Source organism: Mesorhizobium sp. M1423, assembly GCF_040317575.1.
Lineage (GTDB): Bacteria > Pseudomonadota > Alphaproteobacteria > Rhizobiales > Rhizobiaceae > Mesorhizobium.
On sequence record NZ_JAMYKU010000007.1, the window covers coordinates 142,639 to 162,765 of the forward strand.

The 20,127-nt window shown below is 63.2% G+C and carries 20 protein-coding genes and 1 tRNA gene; 13 read left to right on the forward strand and 8 right to left on the reverse strand.

What is annotated here, in order from left to right:
- The first annotated feature begins 2 nt into the window (after nucleotides 1-2).
- Nucleotides 3-383, forward strand: a complete 381-nt coding sequence (locus NKG95_RS11510) for a YciI family protein (protein WP_023720202.1) — start codon at nucleotides 3-5, stop codon at nucleotides 381-383.
- A gap of 115 nt (nucleotides 384-498) precedes the next feature.
- Here NKG95_RS11510 and NKG95_RS11515 read toward each other — a convergent pair whose 3' ends face one another.
- Both NKG95_RS11515 and NKG95_RS11520 read right to left on the reverse strand, forming a co-directional pair.
- Complete coding sequence (locus tag NKG95_RS11515; protein WP_352481957.1) at nucleotides 499-1,254, reverse strand: SDR family oxidoreductase; 756 nt, start codon at nucleotides 1,252-1,254, stop codon at nucleotides 499-501.
- Between the two features lie 224 nt (nucleotides 1,255-1,478).
- On the reverse strand, nucleotides 1,479-2,225 hold the full coding sequence (locus NKG95_RS11520; protein WP_352481956.1) for a tellurite resistance TerB family protein: 747 nt from the start codon (nucleotides 2,223-2,225) through the stop codon (nucleotides 1,479-1,481).
- A 277-nt stretch (nucleotides 2,226-2,502) separates the two neighbouring features.
- Between NKG95_RS11520 and NKG95_RS11525 the strand changes: the two genes are divergently transcribed.
- The gene (locus NKG95_RS11525) at nucleotides 2,503-2,862 is read left to right on the forward strand and encodes a YybH family protein (protein ID WP_353040660.1); all 360 of its coding nucleotides are present in this window, start codon (nucleotides 2,503-2,505) and stop codon (nucleotides 2,860-2,862) included.
- 22 nt (nucleotides 2,863-2,884) lie between these two features.
- Here NKG95_RS11525 and trhO read toward each other — a convergent pair whose 3' ends face one another.
- Nucleotides 2,885-3,805 carry an oxygen-dependent tRNA uridine(34) hydroxylase TrhO gene (gene trhO, locus NKG95_RS11530; RefSeq protein ID WP_353040661.1) on the reverse strand — a complete coding sequence of 307 codons (921 nt, stop codon included), beginning with the start codon at nucleotides 3,803-3,805 and terminating at the stop codon, nucleotides 2,885-2,887.
- Nucleotides 3,806-3,975: 170 nt separating this feature from the next.
- On the opposite strand from trhO, the gene NKG95_RS11535 reads away from it, so the two are divergent.
- Entirely contained in the window at nucleotides 3,976-4,614 is a 639-nt protein-coding gene (locus tag NKG95_RS11535) for a 2-dehydro-3-deoxy-phosphogluconate aldolase (protein WP_353040662.1), read from the forward strand.
- 59 nt (nucleotides 4,615-4,673) lie between these two features.
- Here the strand turns inward: NKG95_RS11535 and NKG95_RS11540 are convergent.
- From NKG95_RS11540 to NKG95_RS11550, 3 genes are all read right to left on the reverse strand, one after another.
- Nucleotides 4,674-4,747 (reverse strand) — tRNA-Gln (locus NKG95_RS11540).
- A 106-nt stretch (nucleotides 4,748-4,853) separates the two neighbouring features.
- Nucleotides 4,854-6,704: a peptidoglycan L,D-endopeptidase MepK gene (gene mepK / locus NKG95_RS11545; protein ID WP_353040663.1), complete on the reverse strand. Its 1,851-nt coding sequence runs from the start codon at nucleotides 6,702-6,704 to the stop codon at nucleotides 4,854-4,856.
- Between the two features lie 359 nt (nucleotides 6,705-7,063).
- Complete coding sequence (locus tag NKG95_RS11550; RefSeq protein ID WP_353019952.1) at nucleotides 7,064-8,626, reverse strand: sigma-54-dependent transcriptional regulator; 1,563 nt, start codon at nucleotides 8,624-8,626, stop codon at nucleotides 7,064-7,066.
- Nucleotides 8,627-8,778: 152 nt separating this feature from the next.
- Here NKG95_RS11550 and NKG95_RS11555 point away from each other — a divergent pair, with 152 nt between their 5' ends.
- The 6 genes from NKG95_RS11555 (at nucleotide 8,779) to NKG95_RS11580 (ending at nucleotide 14,976) form a co-directional block, all read left to right on the forward strand.
- On the forward strand, nucleotides 8,779-10,614 hold the full coding sequence (locus NKG95_RS11555; RefSeq protein ID WP_353040664.1) for a M3 family oligoendopeptidase: 1,836 nt from the start codon (nucleotides 8,779-8,781) through the stop codon (nucleotides 10,612-10,614).
- A 391-nt stretch (nucleotides 10,615-11,005) separates the two neighbouring features.
- The gene (locus NKG95_RS11560) at nucleotides 11,006-11,815 is read left to right on the forward strand and encodes a helix-hairpin-helix domain-containing protein (RefSeq protein ID WP_353040665.1); all 810 of its coding nucleotides are present in this window, start codon (nucleotides 11,006-11,008) and stop codon (nucleotides 11,813-11,815) included.
- 158 nt (nucleotides 11,816-11,973) lie between these two features.
- The gene (locus tag NKG95_RS11565; RefSeq protein ID WP_353040666.1) at nucleotides 11,974-13,125 is read left to right on the forward strand and encodes an aminodeoxychorismate synthase component I; all 1,152 of its coding nucleotides are present in this window, start codon (nucleotides 11,974-11,976) and stop codon (nucleotides 13,123-13,125) included.
- A complete protein-coding gene (locus NKG95_RS11570; RefSeq protein WP_031194348.1) occupies nucleotides 13,074-13,736 on the forward strand; it encodes an aminotransferase class IV family protein in 663 nt (220 codons plus the stop codon). The genes NKG95_RS11565 and NKG95_RS11570 overlap by 52 nt, the downstream gene beginning before the upstream one ends.
- Nucleotides 13,737-13,753: 17 nt before the next feature.
- The gene (locus NKG95_RS11575) at nucleotides 13,754-14,041 is read left to right on the forward strand and encodes a YciI family protein (protein WP_353040667.1); all 288 of its coding nucleotides are present in this window, start codon (nucleotides 13,754-13,756) and stop codon (nucleotides 14,039-14,041) included.
- Nucleotides 14,038-14,976, forward strand: a complete 939-nt coding sequence (locus NKG95_RS11580; RefSeq protein WP_352481946.1) for a heme-dependent oxidative N-demethylase family protein — start codon at nucleotides 14,038-14,040, stop codon at nucleotides 14,974-14,976. The genes NKG95_RS11575 and NKG95_RS11580 overlap by 4 nt, the downstream gene beginning before the upstream one ends.
- 98 nt (nucleotides 14,977-15,074) lie before the next feature.
- Here NKG95_RS11580 and NKG95_RS11585 read toward each other — a convergent pair whose 3' ends face one another.
- Together NKG95_RS11585 and NKG95_RS11590 are read right to left on the reverse strand one after the other, a co-directional pair.
- On the reverse strand, nucleotides 15,075-15,518 hold the full coding sequence (locus tag NKG95_RS11585) for a DUF6640 family protein (RefSeq protein WP_031194347.1): 444 nt from the start codon (nucleotides 15,516-15,518) through the stop codon (nucleotides 15,075-15,077).
- Between the two features lie 15 nt (nucleotides 15,519-15,533).
- The gene (locus NKG95_RS11590) at nucleotides 15,534-15,860 is read right to left on the reverse strand and encodes a MoaF-related domain-containing protein (protein ID WP_353040668.1); all 327 of its coding nucleotides are present in this window, start codon (nucleotides 15,858-15,860) and stop codon (nucleotides 15,534-15,536) included.
- A gap of 195 nt (nucleotides 15,861-16,055) precedes the next feature.
- Here NKG95_RS11590 and NKG95_RS11595 point away from each other — a divergent pair, with 195 nt between their 5' ends.
- The 4 genes from NKG95_RS11595 to NKG95_RS11610 all read left to right on the forward strand — a co-directional run bounded on the left by NKG95_RS11595 (nucleotide 16,056) and on the right by NKG95_RS11610 (nucleotide 20,071).
- On the forward strand, nucleotides 16,056-17,105 hold the full coding sequence (locus tag NKG95_RS11595) for a LacI family DNA-binding transcriptional regulator (RefSeq protein WP_352494711.1): 1,050 nt from the start codon (nucleotides 16,056-16,058) through the stop codon (nucleotides 17,103-17,105).
- 191 nt (nucleotides 17,106-17,296) lie between these two features.
- On the forward strand, nucleotides 17,297-17,542 hold the full coding sequence (locus NKG95_RS11600; protein ID WP_353040669.1) for a hypothetical protein: 246 nt from the start codon (nucleotides 17,297-17,299) through the stop codon (nucleotides 17,540-17,542).
- A gap of 127 nt (nucleotides 17,543-17,669) precedes the next feature.
- Nucleotides 17,670-18,503 carry a hypothetical protein gene (locus NKG95_RS11605; protein WP_352790796.1) on the forward strand — a complete coding sequence of 278 codons (834 nt, stop codon included), beginning with the start codon at nucleotides 17,670-17,672 and terminating at the stop codon, nucleotides 18,501-18,503.
- A gap of 122 nt (nucleotides 18,504-18,625) precedes the next feature.
- Nucleotides 18,626-20,071 carry a homospermidine synthase gene (locus NKG95_RS11610; protein WP_023720184.1) on the forward strand — a complete coding sequence of 482 codons (1,446 nt, stop codon included), beginning with the start codon at nucleotides 18,626-18,628 and terminating at the stop codon, nucleotides 20,069-20,071.
- Nucleotides 20,072-20,127: the final 56 nt, after the last annotated feature.

The window sequence follows — 20,127 nt, forward strand, 5'->3', positions numbered from 1 at the left end:
AGATGTTCTATGCCATTCTAGCCTATCACGAGGAAGAAGCGATTACGGCGCTGACGCCGGAGCAGGATTCGGCGCTGATGACCGATCTTCTCCAGATCAACGATCGGCTTTACCGGCAAGGCACCCTCGGACCGGCGGCGCGGCTCGGCGCGACACAAGACGCCTGCACCTTGCGCGGGCCAGGCACCGGAATGGTTGTTGACGGCCCCTTCGCCGAGACCAAGGAACAATTGCTGGGACTCTATGTTGTCGACTGCGCCAACCGTGACGCCGCTGTCGACATTGCGCGCGACCTTCGCCGCGTCAATCCGACCGCCGTCTACGAAATCCGCCCGATTTCGCTGTATCTTCCCGGCGTGCCGCTTCCCGTCACGCGGCCCTAATGCATGTCGCGCAAAAGTGTGCAGCGGTTTGTGATAACGACATGCATAAACAAGAACCTAAAGCGCGTCGCATGAGGCCGGTCGAACGCGACGCGCTTTTAGGACCGGGCTGAGACTAGCCGCGGCCGACAAACGGCATCTTGGTCGCCATCACGGTCATGAACAGCACGTTGGCGTCGAGCGGCAGGCTGGCCATGTGAAGGACGGCATCGGCGACGCGCTCGACATCCATCACCGCTTCGGCGGCAATGGTGCCGTTGGCTTGCGGCACGCCGACCGTCATCGCTTGCGCCATGTCGGTCAGCGCGTTGCCGATGTCGATTTGACCGCAAGCAATGTCGAAGGGCCTGCCGTCCAGCGCCAGCGTCTTGGTCAGCCCGGTGATGGCGTGCTTGGTCGCCGTATAGGGCACCGAGCCCGGCCGTGGCGCATAGGCCGATACCGAGCCGTTGTTGATGATGCGGCCGCCCATCGGCTGCTGCCTGCGCATGGCGCCGAACGCGCCGCGAGCACACAGGAACGAGCCTGTGAGATTGACCCCGACAACGTCGTTCCACACTTCGACCGGGATATCGTCGATCAATGTCGATTTGTAGCTCGTGCCGGCATTGTTGAAGAGCAGGTCGACGCGCCCGAAGGCCGCTGCCACCGTCTCGAACAGATCGTCGACCTGATCGGCCTTGCTGATGTCGCAGGCGACCGCCAATGCCTTGGCCTGTGTCGGCCCGGCCGCGGCGATCGCATCCTCCAGCACCGGCTTGCGGCGACCGCAGAAGACCGTATTCCAGCCGGCCTTGAGCAGCGCCGTGGCGACGCTTTTGCCGATGCCCGTACCGGCGCCGGTGACGATGGCGGTTTTATAGTCGCTCATGGCTGTACTCCCTGAAAGGGATGAGGCATCGCAAATGACGGGAACCATGGCAAGCCGGCCCAAGGCCTGTGCTCGCAAAAAGGGCGGCCATTGGCGACCGCCCCTGATCCGAACAGGGCTTGGGAGGAGGAAAGCCGATCCGACTGCCTGAAATCATGCGCTCACCGGATTAACGAGAAGCTAACGCCAATGCCGCCGAGCGCTCCGAGGCTCTCCCCTTCAAGCTACCAGCGCGAACCGGTCACCGGCTTCGCCGTGCTGCCCGCTGCGGGCACCTTCGCCGCCGTCACCGTCGCCTCGACATGGTCGACCAGCGCGTCCGGCAGGCCGAGGCGGCCGGCAAGCAGGTCGAGATAGCCGCGTTCGGCCCGCGTGTCCGGATCGATGGCAAGACGCGAGGCGGTGTAGAGTTCCAGCTTTTGCGCATCGGTCTTGGCGCCGGCGATCAGCACATCCAGATCGAGCGGTGCGTCCAGTTCCGACATCAGGAATTTCTCCGCTTCGGCACCGACGCCGGCGAGGCTGAGCTTGCCGGCGATCTTCTGCCGCTCTTCGTCATCGACATGACCGTCGGCCTTCGCCGCCGAGATCATCGCCCTGACCAGCGTCAGCGTGAATTCGTCTTCGCCCTGCGGCGCTTGCGACGGATGGAAGGCGGTATCGGCCGGCGGCGGCAGCAATTCCGGTTCACCGGCGGCTTGCGTTTCGGCCGGCGCGTTGCCGTTCTTGTAGTTCTGGTAAGCCTTGTAGGCGAGCCCGCCGATCGCGGCCAGGCCGCCGAGCTTCACCGCCGCACCGGTGACCTGACGGCCTGGGCCGGTTCCGAGCAGCACCGCGGCCAGCGCACCGGCGGCAAGCGGATTGTCCTTGGCCATCTGCACCGCCTGCCCCGCCTTGTCACGGACGGTCGATCCGGTACCGGGAACTTGCGAGCCGAGCAGATCGTCGAGGAGCTTCTTGGGATCGAACATCTATGCCTCCAGAATTGGCCCGGCCGAAGGTGCGCGGGCAGGTTTGCACGTCGAAGACCTAGGTCCCGCAGTTTGACATTACAATGACGCGGTGCATCCTTTTGCCCGCTGCCACGTGTGACCTCGCACCGACATCTGCTGGGATTTCACACGGAAATCAAAGTGCTGCAGCCTCCTTCCGCGCCCTAAAAACATGCAGTGCTGTGGACCTTGGATGTGTCGAAACCAGCCCCGACTTCGAGTAATGTCGCGGCATGTCGCTTGCGAGGAGCCTGGCATGACCGATGAGACTGACCGCGAACCGGCACGCGATCCCCAGGAACTGGAGCGCCTCCTGATTTCACGGCAATGGGTCGGAGACATTGACGGCATGGCCGCGCTTTTTGAGCCGCATGCAGTCATCGACAGCGGTGGCGGACAACTGACGTTCGGCCGCGACGCCATCCAAACGCTGTTCGCGGAGATCACCGCAACCGGCCGAAAATTTCAGTCCGGAGATCAGCGTCCGGCTGTCATCAATGGCGACCTCGCGCTCACCTCGACCCGGCTTCCCGACGGCACGATCACCACCGAGGTCGCACGCCGGCAGAACGACGGGACATGGCTGTGGGTCATCGATCGCTTCTCTGTTGCTTAACGTGAAGTTGCTTGACGTGAAGCTAACTTCCGATGTGACGATCGCCGCGCGCTTGCGCCAGCTCGACCTGGCGCTGGCGCTCGGCATAGCGGGCGCGGTCCTCCTCCGAGCGGGCATCGAAGCAATGCGGGCATGAAACGCCGGTTGCATATTCCAGCGACAGCCGGTCTTCTGCGGCTAGCGGATGCCGGCAGGCGCGGCAGAGTTCGGCCTCGCCTTCGACCAACCCGTGCGATACCGAAACGCGCTCGTCGAACACGAAGCATTCGCCTTGCCACAGGCTCTGTTCGGCGGGCACGTCTTCGAGATACTTCAGAATGCCGCCCTTGAGGTGGAAAACGTCCTCGAAGCCAAGCGACTTCACATAGGCCGTCGCCTTCTCGCAGCGTATGCCGCCGGTGCAGAACATGGCGACCTTGCGCCCCTCGAGCGCATGCCGATGCCGCTCGACCCAGGCCGGGAATTCGCGGAAGCTGGTGGTGGCGGGATCGACAGCGCCCTTGAAGGTGCCGAGCGACACCTCGTAGGCGTTGCGCGTATCGATGACGATGGTGCCTGCATCCGAGATCAATGCGTTCCAGTCGGCCGGCGCGACATAGGTGCCTGCACCTGCCGCCGGGTCGATATTGTCCACGCCCATGGTGACGATCTCGCGCTTCAGCCGCACCTTCATGCGGTGGAACGGCATCGCGGCGGCGCTGCTGTATTTGATCTCGAGGCCGGCGAGACCTTCGATGGATACGAGATGATGGATGAGCGCGGCGATAGCCGCTTCACTGCCGGCGACCGTGCCGTTGATGCCCTCACGCGCCAAAAGCAGCGTGCCCTTGATGCCGCGTGCGCAACAGAAGGCGGCGAGCGGCGCACGCAGCGCCTCGAAGGTGTCGAGCCGGGCGAAGCGGTAAAGCGCGGCAACACGGAAGGCTTGGCTGGACAGTGTCATCTCCAAGCCACTAAACGCTCACGACAGTCGGATCAAGGCAGAGCCGAGGGCGGTCCACTCGCGACGGGTTTCGAACACCACGCGTGACATCGCGACACGCCGCGTTTCGTGGACAGAAAAACCGCCTTCTGCTAACCGGTCGACTTGATCAACAGAGGGAGAGACGACGAATGCCCAGCACGACCGAAAAGCTCCTGTCGCTCCTCAACGGCCAGCCGGTCATACCGGTGCTGAAGATCGCCAATTCCGCCGACGCGGTGCCGCTGGCCCGGGCGCTGGCCCGCGGCGGCCTGCCGGCGATCGAGATTACGCTGCGCACCGCCGACGCGCTGGAGGCGATCCGCCGGGTGGCGGGCGAGGTCGAAGACGCCGTCGTCGGCGCCGGCACCATCCTGGACGCCCGCCAGTTCGGCGAGGCGGCGGCCGCCGGTTCGAAGTTCATCGTCAGCCCCGGCATCACCCGCGAGCTTCTCGCGGCAGCCAAGGACAGCGAAGTGCCGTTGCTGCCCGGTGCCATCACGCCGGGAGAGGTCATGGCCGCGCGCGAAGCGGGCCTGCGCTTTCTGAAATTCTTCCCGGCCGAACAGTCGGGCGGCATCGCCTCGCTCAAGGCCTTCGCCTCGCCGCTCGCCGACGTGAAATTCTGCCCGACCGGCGGTATCACCGGCCAGAATGCGGCCGACTATCTCAGCCTGCCCAACGTCATCTGCGTCGGCGGTTCCTGGGTGGCGCCGGACGATCTGGTCAAGGCCGGCAAATGGGACGAGATCGAAGCCTTGGCGCGCGCCGCGAGCAAGCTCGGGCGCTAGCATCTTCTGCATGAAAAGCCGCTGCCGATCTGGCTCTGCTGCCGATCTGGTTCGCCGGCTGGTTCCCGCTCATGGGCTCGAACCACGATTCACGCCTTCAAAGGGCGCTGTCCTACCATTAGACGAAGCGGGAGAATGCTGGCAGTTGATTAGCATCCCGGCACGAAGGAAGCCAGTGCCGGCGGTGGCGGCAGCCGCGCGGGGTGCCCAGCGCGGCCTTTACGATATTTGCCCAGCCGTTATTCGGTCTGGAAGCGGGCCACCGACATGAACTTGACGGCCTTGCCGGTGAACCGGTTGGCGTCGGCCATCTCGTTGCCCGGCTGGAAGCCCACGGTATAGACCTCGCTCGGTGCCGTACGGACGAAGTCGTAAGCATAGCGCGGCGCCGTTGTCGCGTCTGAAACGGTCGCGACATACTCGCCGCTGTGCAGCGCCCAACGGGCAGCCTGCGGCGCGGCAGCGACCACCACCGGCTTGGGACCGGGTTTCAGGTCGCGGGCGGTGGCCCTGGGTTCCTTGCGTGTGGTCTTCACGCCCGCGCCGATGACGGCCGTCGGATCGGAGCCGGCCGGGCGGGCAACGATGGCCTTGCGCGGCGACGCCCCGTCGCTCGATGCGTCGTCGCTCGCCGGTTCCTCGAACACCGATGCTTGCTCGGAAAGCGAAGCGACCTTGTATTCGTCGGTCGCGCTGACCCGTTCCAGAACGGCCTTGACCTCGTCGGGCTGCGAACTGTCGGGCCGCGCCGACGGCAATACCGAGAATGCATCGGTGGCGGTGTTGCTCCGCTCGGCCGCACTCGCGAGCGCCAGCAACACTTGCTTGTCCTGCGGCGCAAGACCAGCCGACGAAAGATCGGCCGGCAGCGAATGATCGGGCCGCCAGCTCGGCACGGGAATGTTGTTTGCCGCGACCTGCACCGGGCCGGCCGTAGCCGACGCGTCTGCCATGCCGAACGGAACACTTGCCGACGCCACACTTGCCGGCGCTTGCGCGGTTGCCACCGCCTGTTCGGTGGATGCAGTCGCATCCGCCACGCCGAACGGAACGTTTTCAGGCGGCTGGGCACCGATGTCGGCCTTCGGGCGCGGAGCAAAATCCGGCAGCGGAATGCTGCGCGCCGGCAATGCCGCGATGATCGTCTCCGGCGTGTCGTTCTCCGGTTCAGGCGCAGGCGCCGGAGCATCGACGACTTCCGGAATCTCGGCACGCTTGGCATCCCGAGGCGCCACGATGGCGATGCCAGGCAGATTGCTGCTCTTGGCCGACGGCGCTGGCTTCACGTTACGGGGCTTTGGCGCTGGCTCGGCCATCGCCACATCGGCGCTGTCGTCCGCCTCGTCGTCGCCGCCGCCGAAGAAGGCTGCCAGGAAGCCGCGGGATTTTTTTCCACCGCCGCTTGCGCTGGCCAGTTCGATGGCCGGCGCGCCGGCGCCCTTACGGGCCTTGTAGGAGGCGAGCGCCTGTTGATAACCGGGCAGCGGCTTGCCGTCGCTCGGCACATGCAGCGTCTTGCCGTTGGGGAACACGCGCGCCAGTTCCTGGCGGCTGATGCCGGGCCAGTGGCGCACATTGCCGACATCCATATGCACGAAGGGCGAGCCGGAGCTGGGATAATAGCCGACGCCGCCGCCCTGCATCCTGAGGCCGATGTCGCGCAGCTTCTTCAGCGGCACACCGGGAATGTAGAAATCCATCGCCCTGCCGAGCATGTGCTGGCTCTTCTCGGCGACGCCCCTACTGCGGCTGCGCAGCATCGAATTCGTCGACGGCGAACGATAACCGCAGACGACCTGGATATAGTCGGTGGCGCCGCTCTCCCGATAGGCTTCCCAGACCAGGTCCAGCAGGCGCGGATCCATCTTGGTCGGCTCGTTGCGACGCCAGTCGCGCAGGATGATGTTGATCTTTCGCAAGCCCGCTTGATCGTAGCGGCCGTTGCGCTTGTAGACGATCTCCGCCTTTTCATGCGTGTGGAGATGATAGAGCTTCAGCGAACGTGTCTCGGCGCTGGCGCCGGTTGCCGCCGCTGCAAGGAACCCGACGGCAACAATCACCGCTGCCAGCCATCTCGGCCAGACGCTCATGTGATAATGCCGCCCGTTTTTGTGTCGTTCGATTCTGTTCAAATCAAAAGGCCTTGCAGGCTGCCGTTTTGTCCCCGGATTTGACCAAACGGATGCGTTAGATGTGCATCCGAATATCGATCCTAATGGTTAATCATCGCTTATTGAAGCCGAAATGCGGTAACACCGTGGCGATATACCGCCAAAAATATTGCGCAGGAGATCTTGGTAAACCGCTGGTTTAGATCATGTTTTGGCGCCAGCTCGAAACACGATCTGTTACCGTCCGCCTTAATACGTGAACATTGCGGCGAACACGTCATTACGAGACTCAGTTGCCTGGAATGATGTCCGGATGAGAACCGGCTTGGCCCTGTGACTCAGGAAGCGAGCCTCTCGACACGGCCGGTCTCCGGGTCGATGCCGTATTCCTTGAGCTTGCGGTAGAGCGTCGACCGGCCGATGCCGAGGCGGCGGGCGACCTCGCTCATCTGGCCGTTGTAGTGGTCGATGGCGAGCTTGATCATTTCGAGCTCGACATCGGCCAGCGCACGCACATTGCCGCGCTCGTCGAGCGCCCGCAGCGTGCCGAAGCGGGGTCTGGCCGGCGCGTCGGGCTCGGCCGCGGCGGCGCCGACGGCGGCCGGGACGTTATCACGCGGCAGGCTGCCCGAAGCCAATCCGGAAGCTGGCCACCCTGAAGCTGGCCCCCCTGAAGCTGGCGAGGCGATATCCGCATCGAGATTGACCGTGCCCTCGACCTGCGCCCGGATCTGCGGGAACTCTTCTTCGGTCAGCATGTCGCCCTCGGCGAGCACCGAAGCCCGGAAGACGGCATTTTCGAGCTGCCTTATATTGCCCGGCCAGTCATAGGCCTGCAGCATGGCGAGCGCCGCAGCCGAGATGCCTCGCAGACGGTGGCGCGGATCGGCGGGCGCCACCTTCTCCATGAAGTGCTCGACCAGATGGGGAATGTCGTCGCGACGGTCGCGCAATGGCGGCACGAAGATCGGATAGACGTTCAGACGATAGAACAGATCCTCGCGGAACTTGCCGTCCTTGACCTGCTGCAGCAGGTTGCGATGGGTTGCCGAGATCAGCCTGATGTCGACCCTGACGGTCGAGCGCCCGCCAACCGGATCGACTTCGCCGTCCTGTACGGCGCGCAACAGCTTGACCTGCACGTCGAGCGGCAGGTCGCCGATTTCGTCGAGGAACAGCGTGCCCGAATGCGCTTCGACGAACTTGCCGGTGTGTTTTTCGGTGGCGCCGGTGAACGAGCCCTTTTCGTGACCGAACAGGATCGATTCGACCAGATTGTCGGGGATGGCGCCGCAATTGACGGTGACGAAGGGTTTCGAGCGGCGGTCGCCGCTGCCCTGGATGGCGCGCGCCACCAGTTCCTTGCCGACGCCGGATTCACCCTCGATCAGGATCGGGATGTTGGACGCCGCCGCCTTGCGGCCGAGCCGGATCACCCGATCCATCGCCGGACTGTGAGTGATCATGTCCTTGAACGTCAGATGGCCGCCGCGCTGCCGTGACGAGCGCTTCACTTCGCCTTCGAGCGCTTCGACCTTGAGGGCATTGCCGATCGACGCCTGCAGCCTGTCGGGAGAGGCCGGCTTGACGACGAAGTCGAAGGCGCCGTGACGCATTGCCGAAACGACGGTTTCGATGCCGCCCTGGGCGGTCTGCACGATGACGGGAATGTGGATGCCGCGCTCGCGCATTGCCTTCAGCACGCCGATGCCATCGAGGCCCGGCATCATCAGGTCGAGGATGACCACCGAGACGTCGCGCGCATTAGGCCCGTCGACAACATCGAGACCGGCCTCGCCGCCATCGGCGACGATCGCGGTGTGGCCGAATTTCGTCACCGCCGCCTCGAGCAGCCTGCGCTGCACCGGATCGTCATCGACTATGAGTATGGAAGCTGCCATGACTGATCCGACCGTGCCCGCCCAAGAATGCGCCCTATGGATCATCTTGGCACAGGGTTCTAAATAAGCTTTCAAAAAACCCGGTGAATGAATTCCTTAGGATTTGACCGGCTTCTCGTTTCCTCGAATTTTCGTGTCTGGAAGGATCGGCAATGCGCATGGTTTTTGCTCGAAAGCTGGCGGCGGCGTCCGGTCAGGGCGTGGCGGAGCTTGGCGACCTGCCGGAATGGAATCTGGCCGATCTCTATTCGGGCATGGAAGCGCCCGAGTTGAAGCGCGACATCGCCAAGGCCGCCGCCGATGCCATCGCCTTCGAGAGCCGTTGGAAAGGCACGCTCGCCGCCGAGGCCGGGCGTGGCAGCGCCGGCAGGCTGGGCGAGGCGCTCCAGGCCTATGAAGCGCTGGAGGAGCTGATCGGCCGGATCGTCTCCTATGCCGGGCTTGTCTATGCCGGCAACACGTCGGATCCGCAGCGCGCCAAGCTCTATGGCGACATCCAGGAAAAGATGACCGATGCCAGCGCGCACCTGCTGTTTTTCGCGCTCGAGCTGAACCTCATCGACGATGGCGCGATCGAAAACGCACTCGCCGCCGATCCGGCCTTCGCCCACTACCGGCCCTGGGTGCTCGATCTGCGCAAGGACAAACCCTATCAGCTCGAAGACCGCATCGAGCAACTCTTCCACGAAAAGTCGATCACCGGGCGCGGGGCCTGGAACCGCCTGTTCGACGAGACGATGACCGATTTGCGCTTCGGCCTCGACGGCGAGGAGTTGACGCTTGAGCCGGCGCTCAATCGCCTGCAGGACGCCGACGGCGAGGTGCGCCGCCGGGCGTCCGAAGCGCTGGCCGCAACTTTCCGCAAGAATTTGCGCGTCTTCACGCTGATTACCAACACGCTGGCCAAGGACAAGGAGATCTCCGACCGCTGGCGGGGCTTCGAGGACATTGCCGATTCCCGCCATCTCGCCAACCGCGTCGAACGCAGCGTGGTGGACGCACTCGCCGCGGCGGTTCGCGACGCCTATCCGCGCCTGTCGCATCGCTATTATGCGATGAAGGCGCGCTGGCTCGGCATGGACGTGATGAACCATTGGGACCGAAACGCGCCCCTGCCGGAGACCCCGCAGGCGGTCATCGGCTGGGACGAGGCCAAGAACACCGTGCTTTCCGCCTATCAGCGCTTTTCACCCGACATGGCGGAGATCGCCAGAACTTTCTTCGACCGCAACTGGATCGATGCACCGGTGAGACCCGGCAAGTCGCCTGGTGCCTTCGCCCATCCGACCGTGCCTTCGGCGCATCCTTATGTGTTGCTCAACTACATGGGCAAGCCGCGCGACGTGATGACGCTGGCGCACGAGCTCGGCCACGGCGTGCACCAGGTGCTGGCCGGCGGCCAGGGCGCCCTGATGGCGTCGACGCCGCTGACGCTGGCCGAAACCGCATCGGTGTTCGGCGAAATGCTGACCTTTCGCTCGTTGCTCGAGCAGACCACCGACAAGCGCGAACGCAAGGCCATGCTCGCCCAGAAGGTCGAGGACATGATCAACACGGTCGTGCGCCAGGTCGCCTTCTACGAGTTCGAGCGCAAGGTGCATGCCGAGCGCAAGAGCGGCGAATTGACCTCCGACAAGCTCGGCCAATTCTGGCTGGAAGTGCAGGCGGAAAGCCTCGGGCCGGCGATCAAGCTACGCGAGGGGTACGAGGTTTTCTGGACCTATATCCCGCACTTCATCCACTCGCCTTTCTACGTCTATGCCTATGCATTCGGCGATTGCCTGGTGAACTCGCTCTACGCGGTCTACCAGAACGCCGAGCGCGGCTTTCAGGAGAAATATTTTGCCATGCTGCGCGCCGGCGGCACCAAGCATCATTCCGAGCTTCTGGCGCCGTTCGGCCTTGACGCGGCGGACCCTGCCTTCTGGCAGATCGGGCTTGGTGTGATCAGCGGACTGATCGACGAGCTGGAAGCACTGGACAAGTGATGCGCAACACTGGGTGATGCGCAACACCGGGTGACCGGGTTTTCCAGAACAGTTTAGCTGCAATGCATATTGACGATGGTTCTATTCTTGTCTTGGATATTTGTTCTTAAATAACTTTCCATGGAAGTTTTCCGTTAGATTCCCGTAAGCTGTATGATAGCGTCCGCCCTCAAGCTCAGCCGGGCACGAATGGATCCGGTCGGAAAGTCCCGACCGGTCATGGCGCGTCGGCGGATGCGACAACGGTTGTTGGCCAGGGGCAAACCGGTCGCCGACAGCTCGATCGAAGCCGGCTGTTCTGCAAATTGCGGAACCACCATCGAATGGTCCTTCGCCGAGGTCATGGCTCCACAGGCCAGGGCGGACGGATCGGACTGGAGAGAGAAAGACAATGGGCACTTTTTTCTACATGCTCCTGGCGTTCCTGGTAGGTGTGTTGGTTGGCTGGTTCATTTGGGGACGCCTGCGTGGCGAACTCGACAGTTTGCGCGGCGATCTCGACCGCACGCGCAGCGAACGCGACAGATTGCGGGCCGATAGCGACCGTCTGACCGGTGAGTTGGATGCATGCGGCCGCGCCCGCGCCGACCTCGAGCGGCGGCTGGGCGAGGCGCCGGCCGCCAAGGCGCCAACCGCGAAGGCGGCAACAGCCAAGGCGCCAGCCGCCAAGGCCGGCGCGACCAAGGCGGCGATGCAGGCACCGTCAACCCTGATGTCGACATCCGCGCCGGCCAAATCGGCGCCGAAGAAATCTGCAACGGCCAAGGCTGCGACCGCGCCACGCACAAGTGCGGCGAAAACGGCAACGCCGAAGCCGGCTGCATCGAAAGCGAGCGCCGCACCCAAGACTGCGCCAGCGGCAAAAAAGCCTGCGCCAGCGGCAAGCAAGGCTGCGCCGGCGGCAAAGAAAGCCGCGACCGGCAACGCAACGACCGCAGCGGCGGGCAAAGCCAACGATCTGCGTCGCCTGATCGGCATCGGCCCGACCAACGAGCGGCTGCTCAAAGGGCTTGGGGTCACGACCTATGCCCAGATCGCCGCCTGGACGCCCGACGATGTCAGGCGGATCGAGGCGACGTTGAATTTCGACGGCCGCATCGAACGTGAACGCTGGATCGAGCAGGCGAAACTGCTTGCCGCCGGCGACGAAAAGGAATTTGCGCGCCGCTTCCCGACCGCGGGGGAAGCCAGCAACACCTGATCCATCGCAAGGCGGCATTTGGAACAAGGCGGCGCTCTCGGGCGCCGCTTTTGTTTTTGCCCCGCCGCGCCTTTGCGTCTTGAGACGCCGTTCCCTCGATTGCGCACGGTCGAGCCCCCATATAGATCGATCGCTGGTGACCGCAGCATCCGAGCCTTATGTCCCTGCCCCTGCCCTTTGCAATTTTCCGGAACGACGAGACCGCGCGTCAGCTCGTTTTCGACCGGCCGGCCGAGATCATCTCGGCGCATGGCGAGGCGGACTTTTTGCCGGCGCTTGAAGCCGCGCAGGCTGCACATGATGGCGGCAAATGGCTGGCCGGCTATTTCTCCTACGAGGCCGGCTACCTGCTCGAGCCCAAGCTCGTTCCGCTACTGCCAGCCGGCCGCCGCGCACCGCTTTTCTGCCTCGGCGTGTTCGACCCGCCGGTCGAAGAGACGGTCGCGCCAGGCGATCTGCCGGCTACCAACGGCCCGATTTTCGACGCTAAGGCGGCCTGGTCCTCGGACGACTACGCCAAACGCTTTGCCAGGCTGCATGACCACATCCGCAAGGGCGACTGCTACCAGGGCAATCTGACCTTTCCGGTCCACGCGCAATGGTCGGGCGATCCGCTGGCCGCCTTCAACGCGCTGACCGAACGCCAGCCGGTGAAGTATGGGGCGCTGGTCGCGCTTGGCGATCCGATCGTCTTGTCGCGTTCGCCGGAACTGTTCTTCGAGGTCGACGCGGAAGGCATGATCGAGACGCATCCGATGAAAGGCACTGCGCCGCGCGGCGCCACCAAGGCGGAGGACGATCGCCTGAAAGCGTTCTTGCGCAACGACGAGAAGAACCAGGCCGAGAACCGGATGATCGTCGATCTCCTGCGCAACGACATCTCACTGATCAGCGAGGTTGGCACGCTCGATGTGCCGGAGCTTTTCCGCATCGAGAGCTACCCGACGGTCCACCAGATGGTGAGCCGCGTGCGGGCGAAACTTTTGCCCGGCCTCGCCATCCGCCAGATTTTCGCCGCGCTGTTCCCCTGCGGTTCGATCACCGGCGCGCCGAAGATCCGTGCCATGGAGATCCTGCGCGAGCTGGAAGGTGGCCCGCGCGATGTCTATTGCGGCGCCATAGGCTGGATCGCCCCCGGCGGCCGGATGCGCTTTTCGGTGGCGATCCGCACCATCTCGCTCTTTGCCAATGGCGAGGCAGTCTACAATGTCGGCGGTGGCGTCGTCTTCGATTCGACAGCCGAAGAGGAGTACCAGGAGTGTCTGCTGAAAGCCCGTTTCGCGACGGGAACACTGCCGATTTCGAACTGATCGAAACAATGCGCTGGGAACCCGGCTCGGGTTTCCTCCGTTTCGACCGCCATCTCGCGCGGCTTTACGGCTCGGCAGACGAACTCGGCTTCGGCTGCGACCCGCAACGGGTCGGTGAAGCGCTGATGAATGCGGTGGGCCGCCAGCACATTGCGTTGCGCACTCGCCTCGTCCTGTCGCGCAAGGGCGATGTAGCGGTTTCGGTGCAGCCCTACGCGCCGCTCGCCGCAGACAAGGTCTGGACCGTGCAGCTGGCGCGCGTGCGGCTTGATTCGAGCGATATGCTGCTGCGCCACAAGACCAGCCGCCGACAAATCTATACGCGCGCCCGCGCCGAATATCTCGCCGGCCGGGCCGACGAGGTGCTGCTCGCCAATGAGCGCGGCGAAATCTGCGAGGGCACGATCACCAATGTCTTTGCCGAATTCGGCGACGGCGTGCTGGCCACGCCGCGGCTCGATTGCGGCCTGCTGCCTGGCGTCCTGCGCGGCGAACTGCTGGATCAAGGCCGCGCCCGCGAAGCAATCTACACATGGAGCGAACTGAAATCGGCCAAGGCGCTGTTCGTCGGCAACTCGCTGCGCGGATTGATCCCGGCGCGGCTGGGCTGAAGCATCGGGAGACAACAATGTTCGTGGTTTCGCTGAAGTATACGGTGCCGCTGACCGAGATCGATAGCCTGCAGCAAGCGCATGTCGAGTGGCTGAAGGCCTGTTATGCGGAAGGCATTTTTGTCGCCTCCGGGCCGAAGCGGCCGAGGACCGGCGGCATCATCATCGCGCGCGGTCCACACGACGTGCTCGATGCCAGACTGGCGGACGATCCCTTCGCCAAGGCAGGCGCCGCCGATTACGAAATCACCGAATTCACGGCGAGAATGGCCGCCGCCGCACTGGAAGCCTACAAAGAAGCATGAGTTTCCGCCCACCGACCCACACACCCTATGACGGCTCGTCGAAACTGTTCACCATCGGGCTGAAGCCGCTCAATCTAGATAGATGGATCGAGATCGACGAATATCTGCTGCCCTATCTTGCCGAGAAACGCCGGCTTTATGCCGAAATTCCAGACAAGGTTTTTGTCGAGGAGCAAGCCACACGCGACGCCCAACGCGAAGTGCTCGATCTGCTCGGTGCGCATCTGGCGGCGAACTTTCCTGGGACCCACAGGCGTACCGACAACGGGATCGTGGTGATCGGCGGCACCGACAGTCTTGTAGGCTCAGGCACCGCAGCTTCTTTCAGCGATGCGCCGCTTGTCGCGGCCTCGTTGCTCGTCCAGGAGGATTTGATCCTGATGCGCCGCGACGAGAGCGGCTGGCGTCTGGCGGCCGGCTCGCTCTGCTTCCCCTCGTCATGGTCGCTGACCGAAAAATTCGGCAAGCCGCTGCAGCAGATCCACGCGCCGGTACCGGGTTTCGGTCCAGGCACACGCCCGGCCGATCTCATCAACCGCATGTTCGACGGCCTCCAGGGCCAAGCCGTCGAGCGCTACAACTGGTCGATCCAGGCGGGCGACGCGCTCTACCATCCGCTCTCCAATGTCGAACGCATCGACCGCGCCAGCAGTCGCCCGTCGAGATTCCCGGACGGTGACATCGACGCCCATGCCTTTATCCGCGTCGAGCGGCAGACGCTGAGAAAGCTCCCCGTTTCGGGCGACGTACTCTTCACCATCCGCATCCATCTCGACCCGCTCGCCGTGCTGGAGCGCCACCGCGACCGTGCGGCGCTCGCAGCGTCCTTGGCCGAACAACTTCTCGCGCTGGACGAGGCCCAGCTCGACTACAAGGGGATGACCGCCGATCGTGACCGGCTGGTCGCGTGGCTTAGGGCGCTGGCGCTGTCCTAGAGCAGTTCATCGTTTCACGGAAACGCCGAACCGCTCCACCTCTTTGTTCTTGCGCAATTCCGGACGGAAAACCGTCTCACACTTTTCCCGGAATTGCCCTAAATCGCAGCCAGGCCCAGCAGCAGGATCGCCGACATCGCGGTAAAGACGGTGACGTTGACATCCCACCGCCAGCCCGCCGGTCCAAACGGCGGCCGGAACGGCGGGTAGCCGTTCTCGTCATACAGCACGCCACCATAGATCGGCCGCGAGAGCATGGCCGCGAAGAATGCCCCATACATGGCCGCGGCCAATCCGCCGGCGAGATAGAGCCGCTCGGCTTCGAGTTGCCCCTTGATCCAGATGAGTCCGAGGGCAATCAGCGCCACCCCGGTATAGCTCAGCACCTGCCAGACGACGTGAAACCGGGCATGGGGAGTCCACAGTGGATTGGTGGCGTGGGTGGCGTTCAAGTCGGCTTTGATCGTCGCTACACCGTAACCCACGGTCGCGACGCTCAGCAGAATTCGAGCAAGCAGATGACTGTCATAAGCGAGTTCCATCGCATTTTCCTCCCCTCACGCCGGAACGGCTTGAATGGCGCCCTGAGCACAGAAGAGCTGCCCATCGGCCAGCCGCGCATAATTATGGACGATCCCATTCTCGTGATCCTGCAACTGCACAATGAAATTGCCGCTCTGCTCCGTCCAGTTCGCGAGCACCAGATTCGGACGCACGCTGGTCAGGCCGACCTTGACCACCTCGTCGATTTCGGTGGTCCCGATCGACGCCTGGATATGCAATTCCTGCGGCGAAAGAAACGTCAGCCGCGGTACGAAGGGGCCGAAAACGCAGTCGAAAGTCTTGCCTACGAGCGAGGCTGGAAAAGCATCGGTTTCTGCCATCATCCTCTCCTTGGGCATTGGCAGCTGCGACCATGCCATGTGACGATTCTCGGTGTCTCAGTCGCAGAAACACCCTCAGTATATGCTCTTGGAGCGCTCCAAGGAGCACGATCCCCCTATTTTGGTTTTGAGTCATTAAAATTCTTGGAGCGCTCCAAAAAATGGTCTACCTCAGGGAAAACGAGTGAATCGCCAATGCCCACCCTAGCCGATGTCGGCAAGGCTGCCGGAGTTTCCCGGGGGACTGTCTCCAACGTCTTCAACCGGCCGGAGCTGGTCAGGCCCGAATTGCGCGAGCGCGTCGAAGCGGCCGCGCGAGCGCTCGGGTTTGGCGGCCCCGATCCGAAAGGACGATTGCTGCGGGACGGCAAGTTCAATGCCATCGGGTTCATGCCGCCTGGCGCCTACGCCATCTCCGAAGTGATGAGAAGCCCATACGGCCGCGAGCTGGTGCTCGGCGTTTCGCTCGCCTGCGACGAGGCTGGAACGACGCTCAGCCTTGTAAACGGCACCGACAACACGCGCTTCGCCAGCATCCGCGATGCCCTGGTTGACGGCTTTATCCTTGGTCACAGCGCCGACATTGGTCTCATAATTTCGGTCCAGAGACGCCGTCTGCCCTTCGTCATTCTCGAAAGCGACGCAGGTCCCGACATCAATTCGATAAAGATCGACGGCAGGAGTGGCGCGGTTGCTGCCGTCCGGCACTTGACCGGGCTGGGGCACCGGCATTTTGCCATCCTTTCGGTGCGCCGGTCTCCCGGCCCGCCGATTGTCCACATGCCCGGAAAGGCAACGCGCCCGCTTCTGGCCGGCTTCCCGCTCGACGATGAAAGGCTCGACGGTTTCAAACAGGGTTTGGCGGAGGCGAATTTGTCGATCGACGATGTCCCGATCATCGAGACGATCCCGGGCGAGCCATCTGCCGGAGCAGTGGTGTTCGACAGGGCGCCTGAAGCAACCGCGATCCTGACCATGTCGGACTGGCAGGCGATCACGATCCTGGACGAGGCGGTTCGCCGCGGCATAGACGTGCCGGGCCACGTGTCGGTCGTCGGCTTCGATGGCACCGCTGAATCCGCACGCACCACGCCTCCGATGACCACTGTCGCACAAGACGTGATCGGAAAAGGCCGGCTTGCCGCCCGAATGGTCCTTGACAATGAAGCCCCCCGCCAAGTCGTTCTGCCGGTAGAACTGGTGGTTCGAGCCTCCACAGCCGCGCCGAGGACAAAAACCCGCTGAAACGGGCGGATGCGCCATCCGCACCAGGGGCGGCGCTCGCCGTGTCTTTTCGCTGAGCAGCCTCAGGTGCGGGACGAGGCACAACTTGACTATAAGGGCCTGACAGCCGACCGTGACTGCTGGCGCAAGACAGCTGTAACTTGCGGCTTGGGGGAAAAATGATCCAGCATCTTAGCAGGCCGGTCACGTTAATGGCCGCGATCCTGGTACTGTCGACAGCAGCCGAGGCGGAGCCGGTGACTTATGCCGGCAAGCTTGGAAAGAGCGATATCGTCGTCGAATTCACCGGCGACCCCGCCGCGCCCGGCGGCCCGCTGGCCGGCCGCTATTTCTACCGCTCGAAGGGGCGTCGACATCCCGCTGCAGGCCCCGGTCTCAAAGGGCAGCAAGTTCGAACTGGCCGAGGAGGAGGCATGCGGCGCCGACAATTGCGATGACGGAAAGGCTGCGCCGATTGCCGCCGTCTGGCGCCTGGCCTCATCCAGTAACGGCAAAACCCTTGAAGGCAGCTGCAACGGAAAGAGCGCGCTGCCGCTCAGATTGGAACGGGTCGCAAGTCGGCAGGTGACCGAGAACGAGCCCAGCAGCCCGCTCGATCTCTACGATTTCAGCTTCATGAAGTTCTTCGGCAATGACACGCCGCTCACCATGGAAACGTCCCCTTATGACTATCTGCGGGTGGACACTCAGCTCGATAACGGCAAGACGACTGGTTGGCCGGACGCAACCTACCGCTATGTCGTCGACCCCCGCACCAAATTTGCCACGCCGCGCATTGTCGAACTGTCCGGCGACGTTCCAATCGAGGCCGCGAACGCTCTGCTGCAAGACAGGCACTGGCGCGCCAACATCGGCGCACTGGGCTGCGTGGCGGCGCAATATGCCGGTTTCAACGAAGGCGGGCCGATTGACGGTGTGAACGGCGGCACACTCGGCGGCTATGAGGACAGCACATTCGAAGTGACCTCGCTGACTCCGCGGCTGATGAGCTGGCGGGAGTCCGGCAGCATCTTCTGCGGCGGAGCGCATCCGACCAACTATTCGGACGCCTACATCATGGATGTGCGGCGCGGCGTCCTGCTCGGCCTTCAGGACATTTTCTTGGATACGATAGATGGCAAGCCCGGTCCTTCCCTCGCCTCCTTCGTCAAGCAGCGGCGCAAGAAACCGAGCGATCAGACCGATATTGATCACGAAGCCGAATGCGGCATCGACGATCTGATCGACGAAAATTTGGCTGCCAGCCTCTGGCGCGAGGGCGACAAGCAGGTTCTGGTGTTCGGGCTCCAGACCCTGCCGCATGCCATCCAGGCCTGCGCCGACGATCTGCTGGAACTGCCGGTCTCCGAGGCACGTGCCCTCTTCAAGCCGGAGTTTGCAAGTCTGGTCGAGCCGTAGCCGGGATGGCGCGGCGTAACGCCGGCCGTCCGATTTTCGCTTTATTGTGACAATGATCTATGGTTTGTCGCGCCGCGGCCAAGCCGCTGTTCCGAAGCGTTTTTTGAGGGAGTAATCGATAAATGGTGAATGAAAACTGGCCCGTTTACGGTGAGATCACCGGCCCTGTGGTGATGATCGGCTTCGGCTCGATCGGACGGGGAACGCTGCCGCTGATCGAGCGCCATTTCAAATTCGACAAGTCGCGCATGACGGTCATCGACCCGCGCGACACCGACCGCAAATTGCTCGACGAGCGCGGCATCACCTTCATGCAGGACGCGGTGACCAAGAAGAACTACAAGAAGCTGCTGACACCGCTTTTGACCAATGGCGGCGGCCAGGGCTTTTGCGTCAACCTGTCGGTCGACACTTCCTCGCTCGAACTCATGAAGCTCTGCCGCAAGCTTGGCGTCCTCTATATCGACACGGTGGTCGAGCCCTGGCTCGGCTTTTATTTCGACGAAAAGGCCGACAATGCCTCACGCACCAACTATGCGCTGCGCGAGACGGTGCGTACTGAAATCGCGAAGAACCCAGGCGGCACCACGGCGATCTCGTGCTGCGGCGCCAATCCGGGCATGGTCTCGTGGTTCGTCAAGCAGGCGCTGGTCAACCTCGCCACAGATCTTGGCCTCGATTTCTCGGAGCCCGCGCAGCACGATCGCGAAGGCTGGGCCAGGCTGATGAAGAAAGCCGGCGTCAAGGGCATCCATATCGCCGAGCGCGACACCCAGCGCACCAAGAAACCCAAGCCGATGAACGTGTTCTGGAACACCTGGTCGGTCGAAGGCTTCATTTCGGAAGGCCTGCAGCCGGCCGAGCTCGGTTGGGGCACGCATGAGACGTGGATGCCGAAGAACGCCAAAAAACACAAGAACGGCTCGAAGGCCGCGATCTTTCTGGAGCAGCCCGGCGCCAACACGCGCGTGCGCACATGGTGCCCGACGCCCGGTCAGCAATACGGCTTCCTGGTGACGCATAATGAGGCGATTTCAATTGCCGATTTCTTCACCTTGCGCGGCAAGAAGGGCAAGGTGCAGTACCGGCCGACCTGCCATTACGCCTATCATCCATGCAACGACGCCGTGCTGTCACTGCACGAGATGTTCGGTGCCGCCGGCGAGGCTCAGCCCGTGCATCACGTGCTCGACGAAAACGAACTGGTCGATGGCATCGACGAACTCGGCGTGCTGCTCTACGGTCACGCCAAGAACGCCTACTGGTACGGCTCGCAGTTGTCGCTGGCCGAGGCGCGCAAGCTGGCGCCCTACCAGAACGCCACCGGCATGCAGGTCACGTCGGCGGTGCTGGCCGGCATGGTTTGGGCGCTGGAAAATCCCGAGGCCGGCATCGTCGAAGCCGACGAGATGGATTACAAGCGCTGCCTCGACGTGCAGAACCCATATCTCGGGCCGGTCAGGAGCTATTATACCGACTGGACACCGCTCGACAATCGACCTGGTCTGTTTTCCGAGGACCTCGACACCAAAGACCCGTGGCAATTCCGCAACATCCTCGTTCGATAGCAGCGTTGCGTCGACACTCCGCCAGCTTGCAATCGCCCGGAAATCGGGCGATTGAA

Coding starts and splice junctions, on each gene's coding strand:
- NKG95_RS11510 (WP_023720202.1), top strand. CDS start 3: ATGTTCTATGCCATTCTAGCCTATCACGAGGAAGAAGCGATTACGGCG.
- NKG95_RS11515 (WP_352481957.1), bottom strand. CDS start 1,254: ATGAGCGACTATAAAACCGCCATCGTCACCGGCGCCGGTACGGGCATC.
- NKG95_RS11520 (WP_352481956.1), bottom strand. CDS start 2,225: ATGTTCGATCCCAAGAAGCTCCTCGACGATCTGCTCGGCTCGCAAGTT.
- NKG95_RS11525 (WP_353040660.1), top strand. CDS start 2,503: ATGACCGATGAGACTGACCGCGAACCGGCACGCGATCCCCAGGAACTG.
- trhO (WP_353040661.1), bottom strand. CDS start 3,805: ATGACACTGTCCAGCCAAGCCTTCCGTGTTGCCGCGCTTTACCGCTTC.
- NKG95_RS11535 (WP_353040662.1), top strand. CDS start 3,976: ATGCCCAGCACGACCGAAAAGCTCCTGTCGCTCCTCAACGGCCAGCCG.
- mepK (WP_353040663.1), bottom strand. CDS start 6,704: ATGAGCGTCTGGCCGAGATGGCTGGCAGCGGTGATTGTTGCCGTCGGG.
- NKG95_RS11550 (WP_353019952.1), bottom strand. CDS start 8,626: ATGGCAGCTTCCATACTCATAGTCGATGACGATCCGGTGCAGCGCAGG.
- NKG95_RS11555 (WP_353040664.1), top strand. CDS start 8,779: ATGCGCATGGTTTTTGCTCGAAAGCTGGCGGCGGCGTCCGGTCAGGGC.
- NKG95_RS11560 (WP_353040665.1), top strand. CDS start 11,006: ATGGGCACTTTTTTCTACATGCTCCTGGCGTTCCTGGTAGGTGTGTTG.
- NKG95_RS11565 (WP_353040666.1), top strand. CDS start 11,974: ATGTCCCTGCCCCTGCCCTTTGCAATTTTCCGGAACGACGAGACCGCG.
- NKG95_RS11575 (WP_353040667.1), top strand. CDS start 13,754: ATGTTCGTGGTTTCGCTGAAGTATACGGTGCCGCTGACCGAGATCGAT.
- NKG95_RS11580 (WP_352481946.1), top strand. CDS start 14,038: ATGAGTTTCCGCCCACCGACCCACACACCCTATGACGGCTCGTCGAAA.
- NKG95_RS11585 (WP_031194347.1), bottom strand. CDS start 15,518: ATGGAACTCGCTTATGACAGTCATCTGCTTGCTCGAATTCTGCTGAGC.
- NKG95_RS11590 (WP_353040668.1), bottom strand. CDS start 15,860: ATGGCAGAAACCGATGCTTTTCCAGCCTCGCTCGTAGGCAAGACTTTC.
- NKG95_RS11595 (WP_352494711.1), top strand. CDS start 16,056: ATGCCCACCCTAGCCGATGTCGGCAAGGCTGCCGGAGTTTCCCGGGGG.
- NKG95_RS11600 (WP_353040669.1), top strand. CDS start 17,297: ATGGCCGCGATCCTGGTACTGTCGACAGCAGCCGAGGCGGAGCCGGTG.
- NKG95_RS11610 (WP_023720184.1), top strand. CDS start 18,626: ATGGTGAATGAAAACTGGCCCGTTTACGGTGAGATCACCGGCCCTGTG.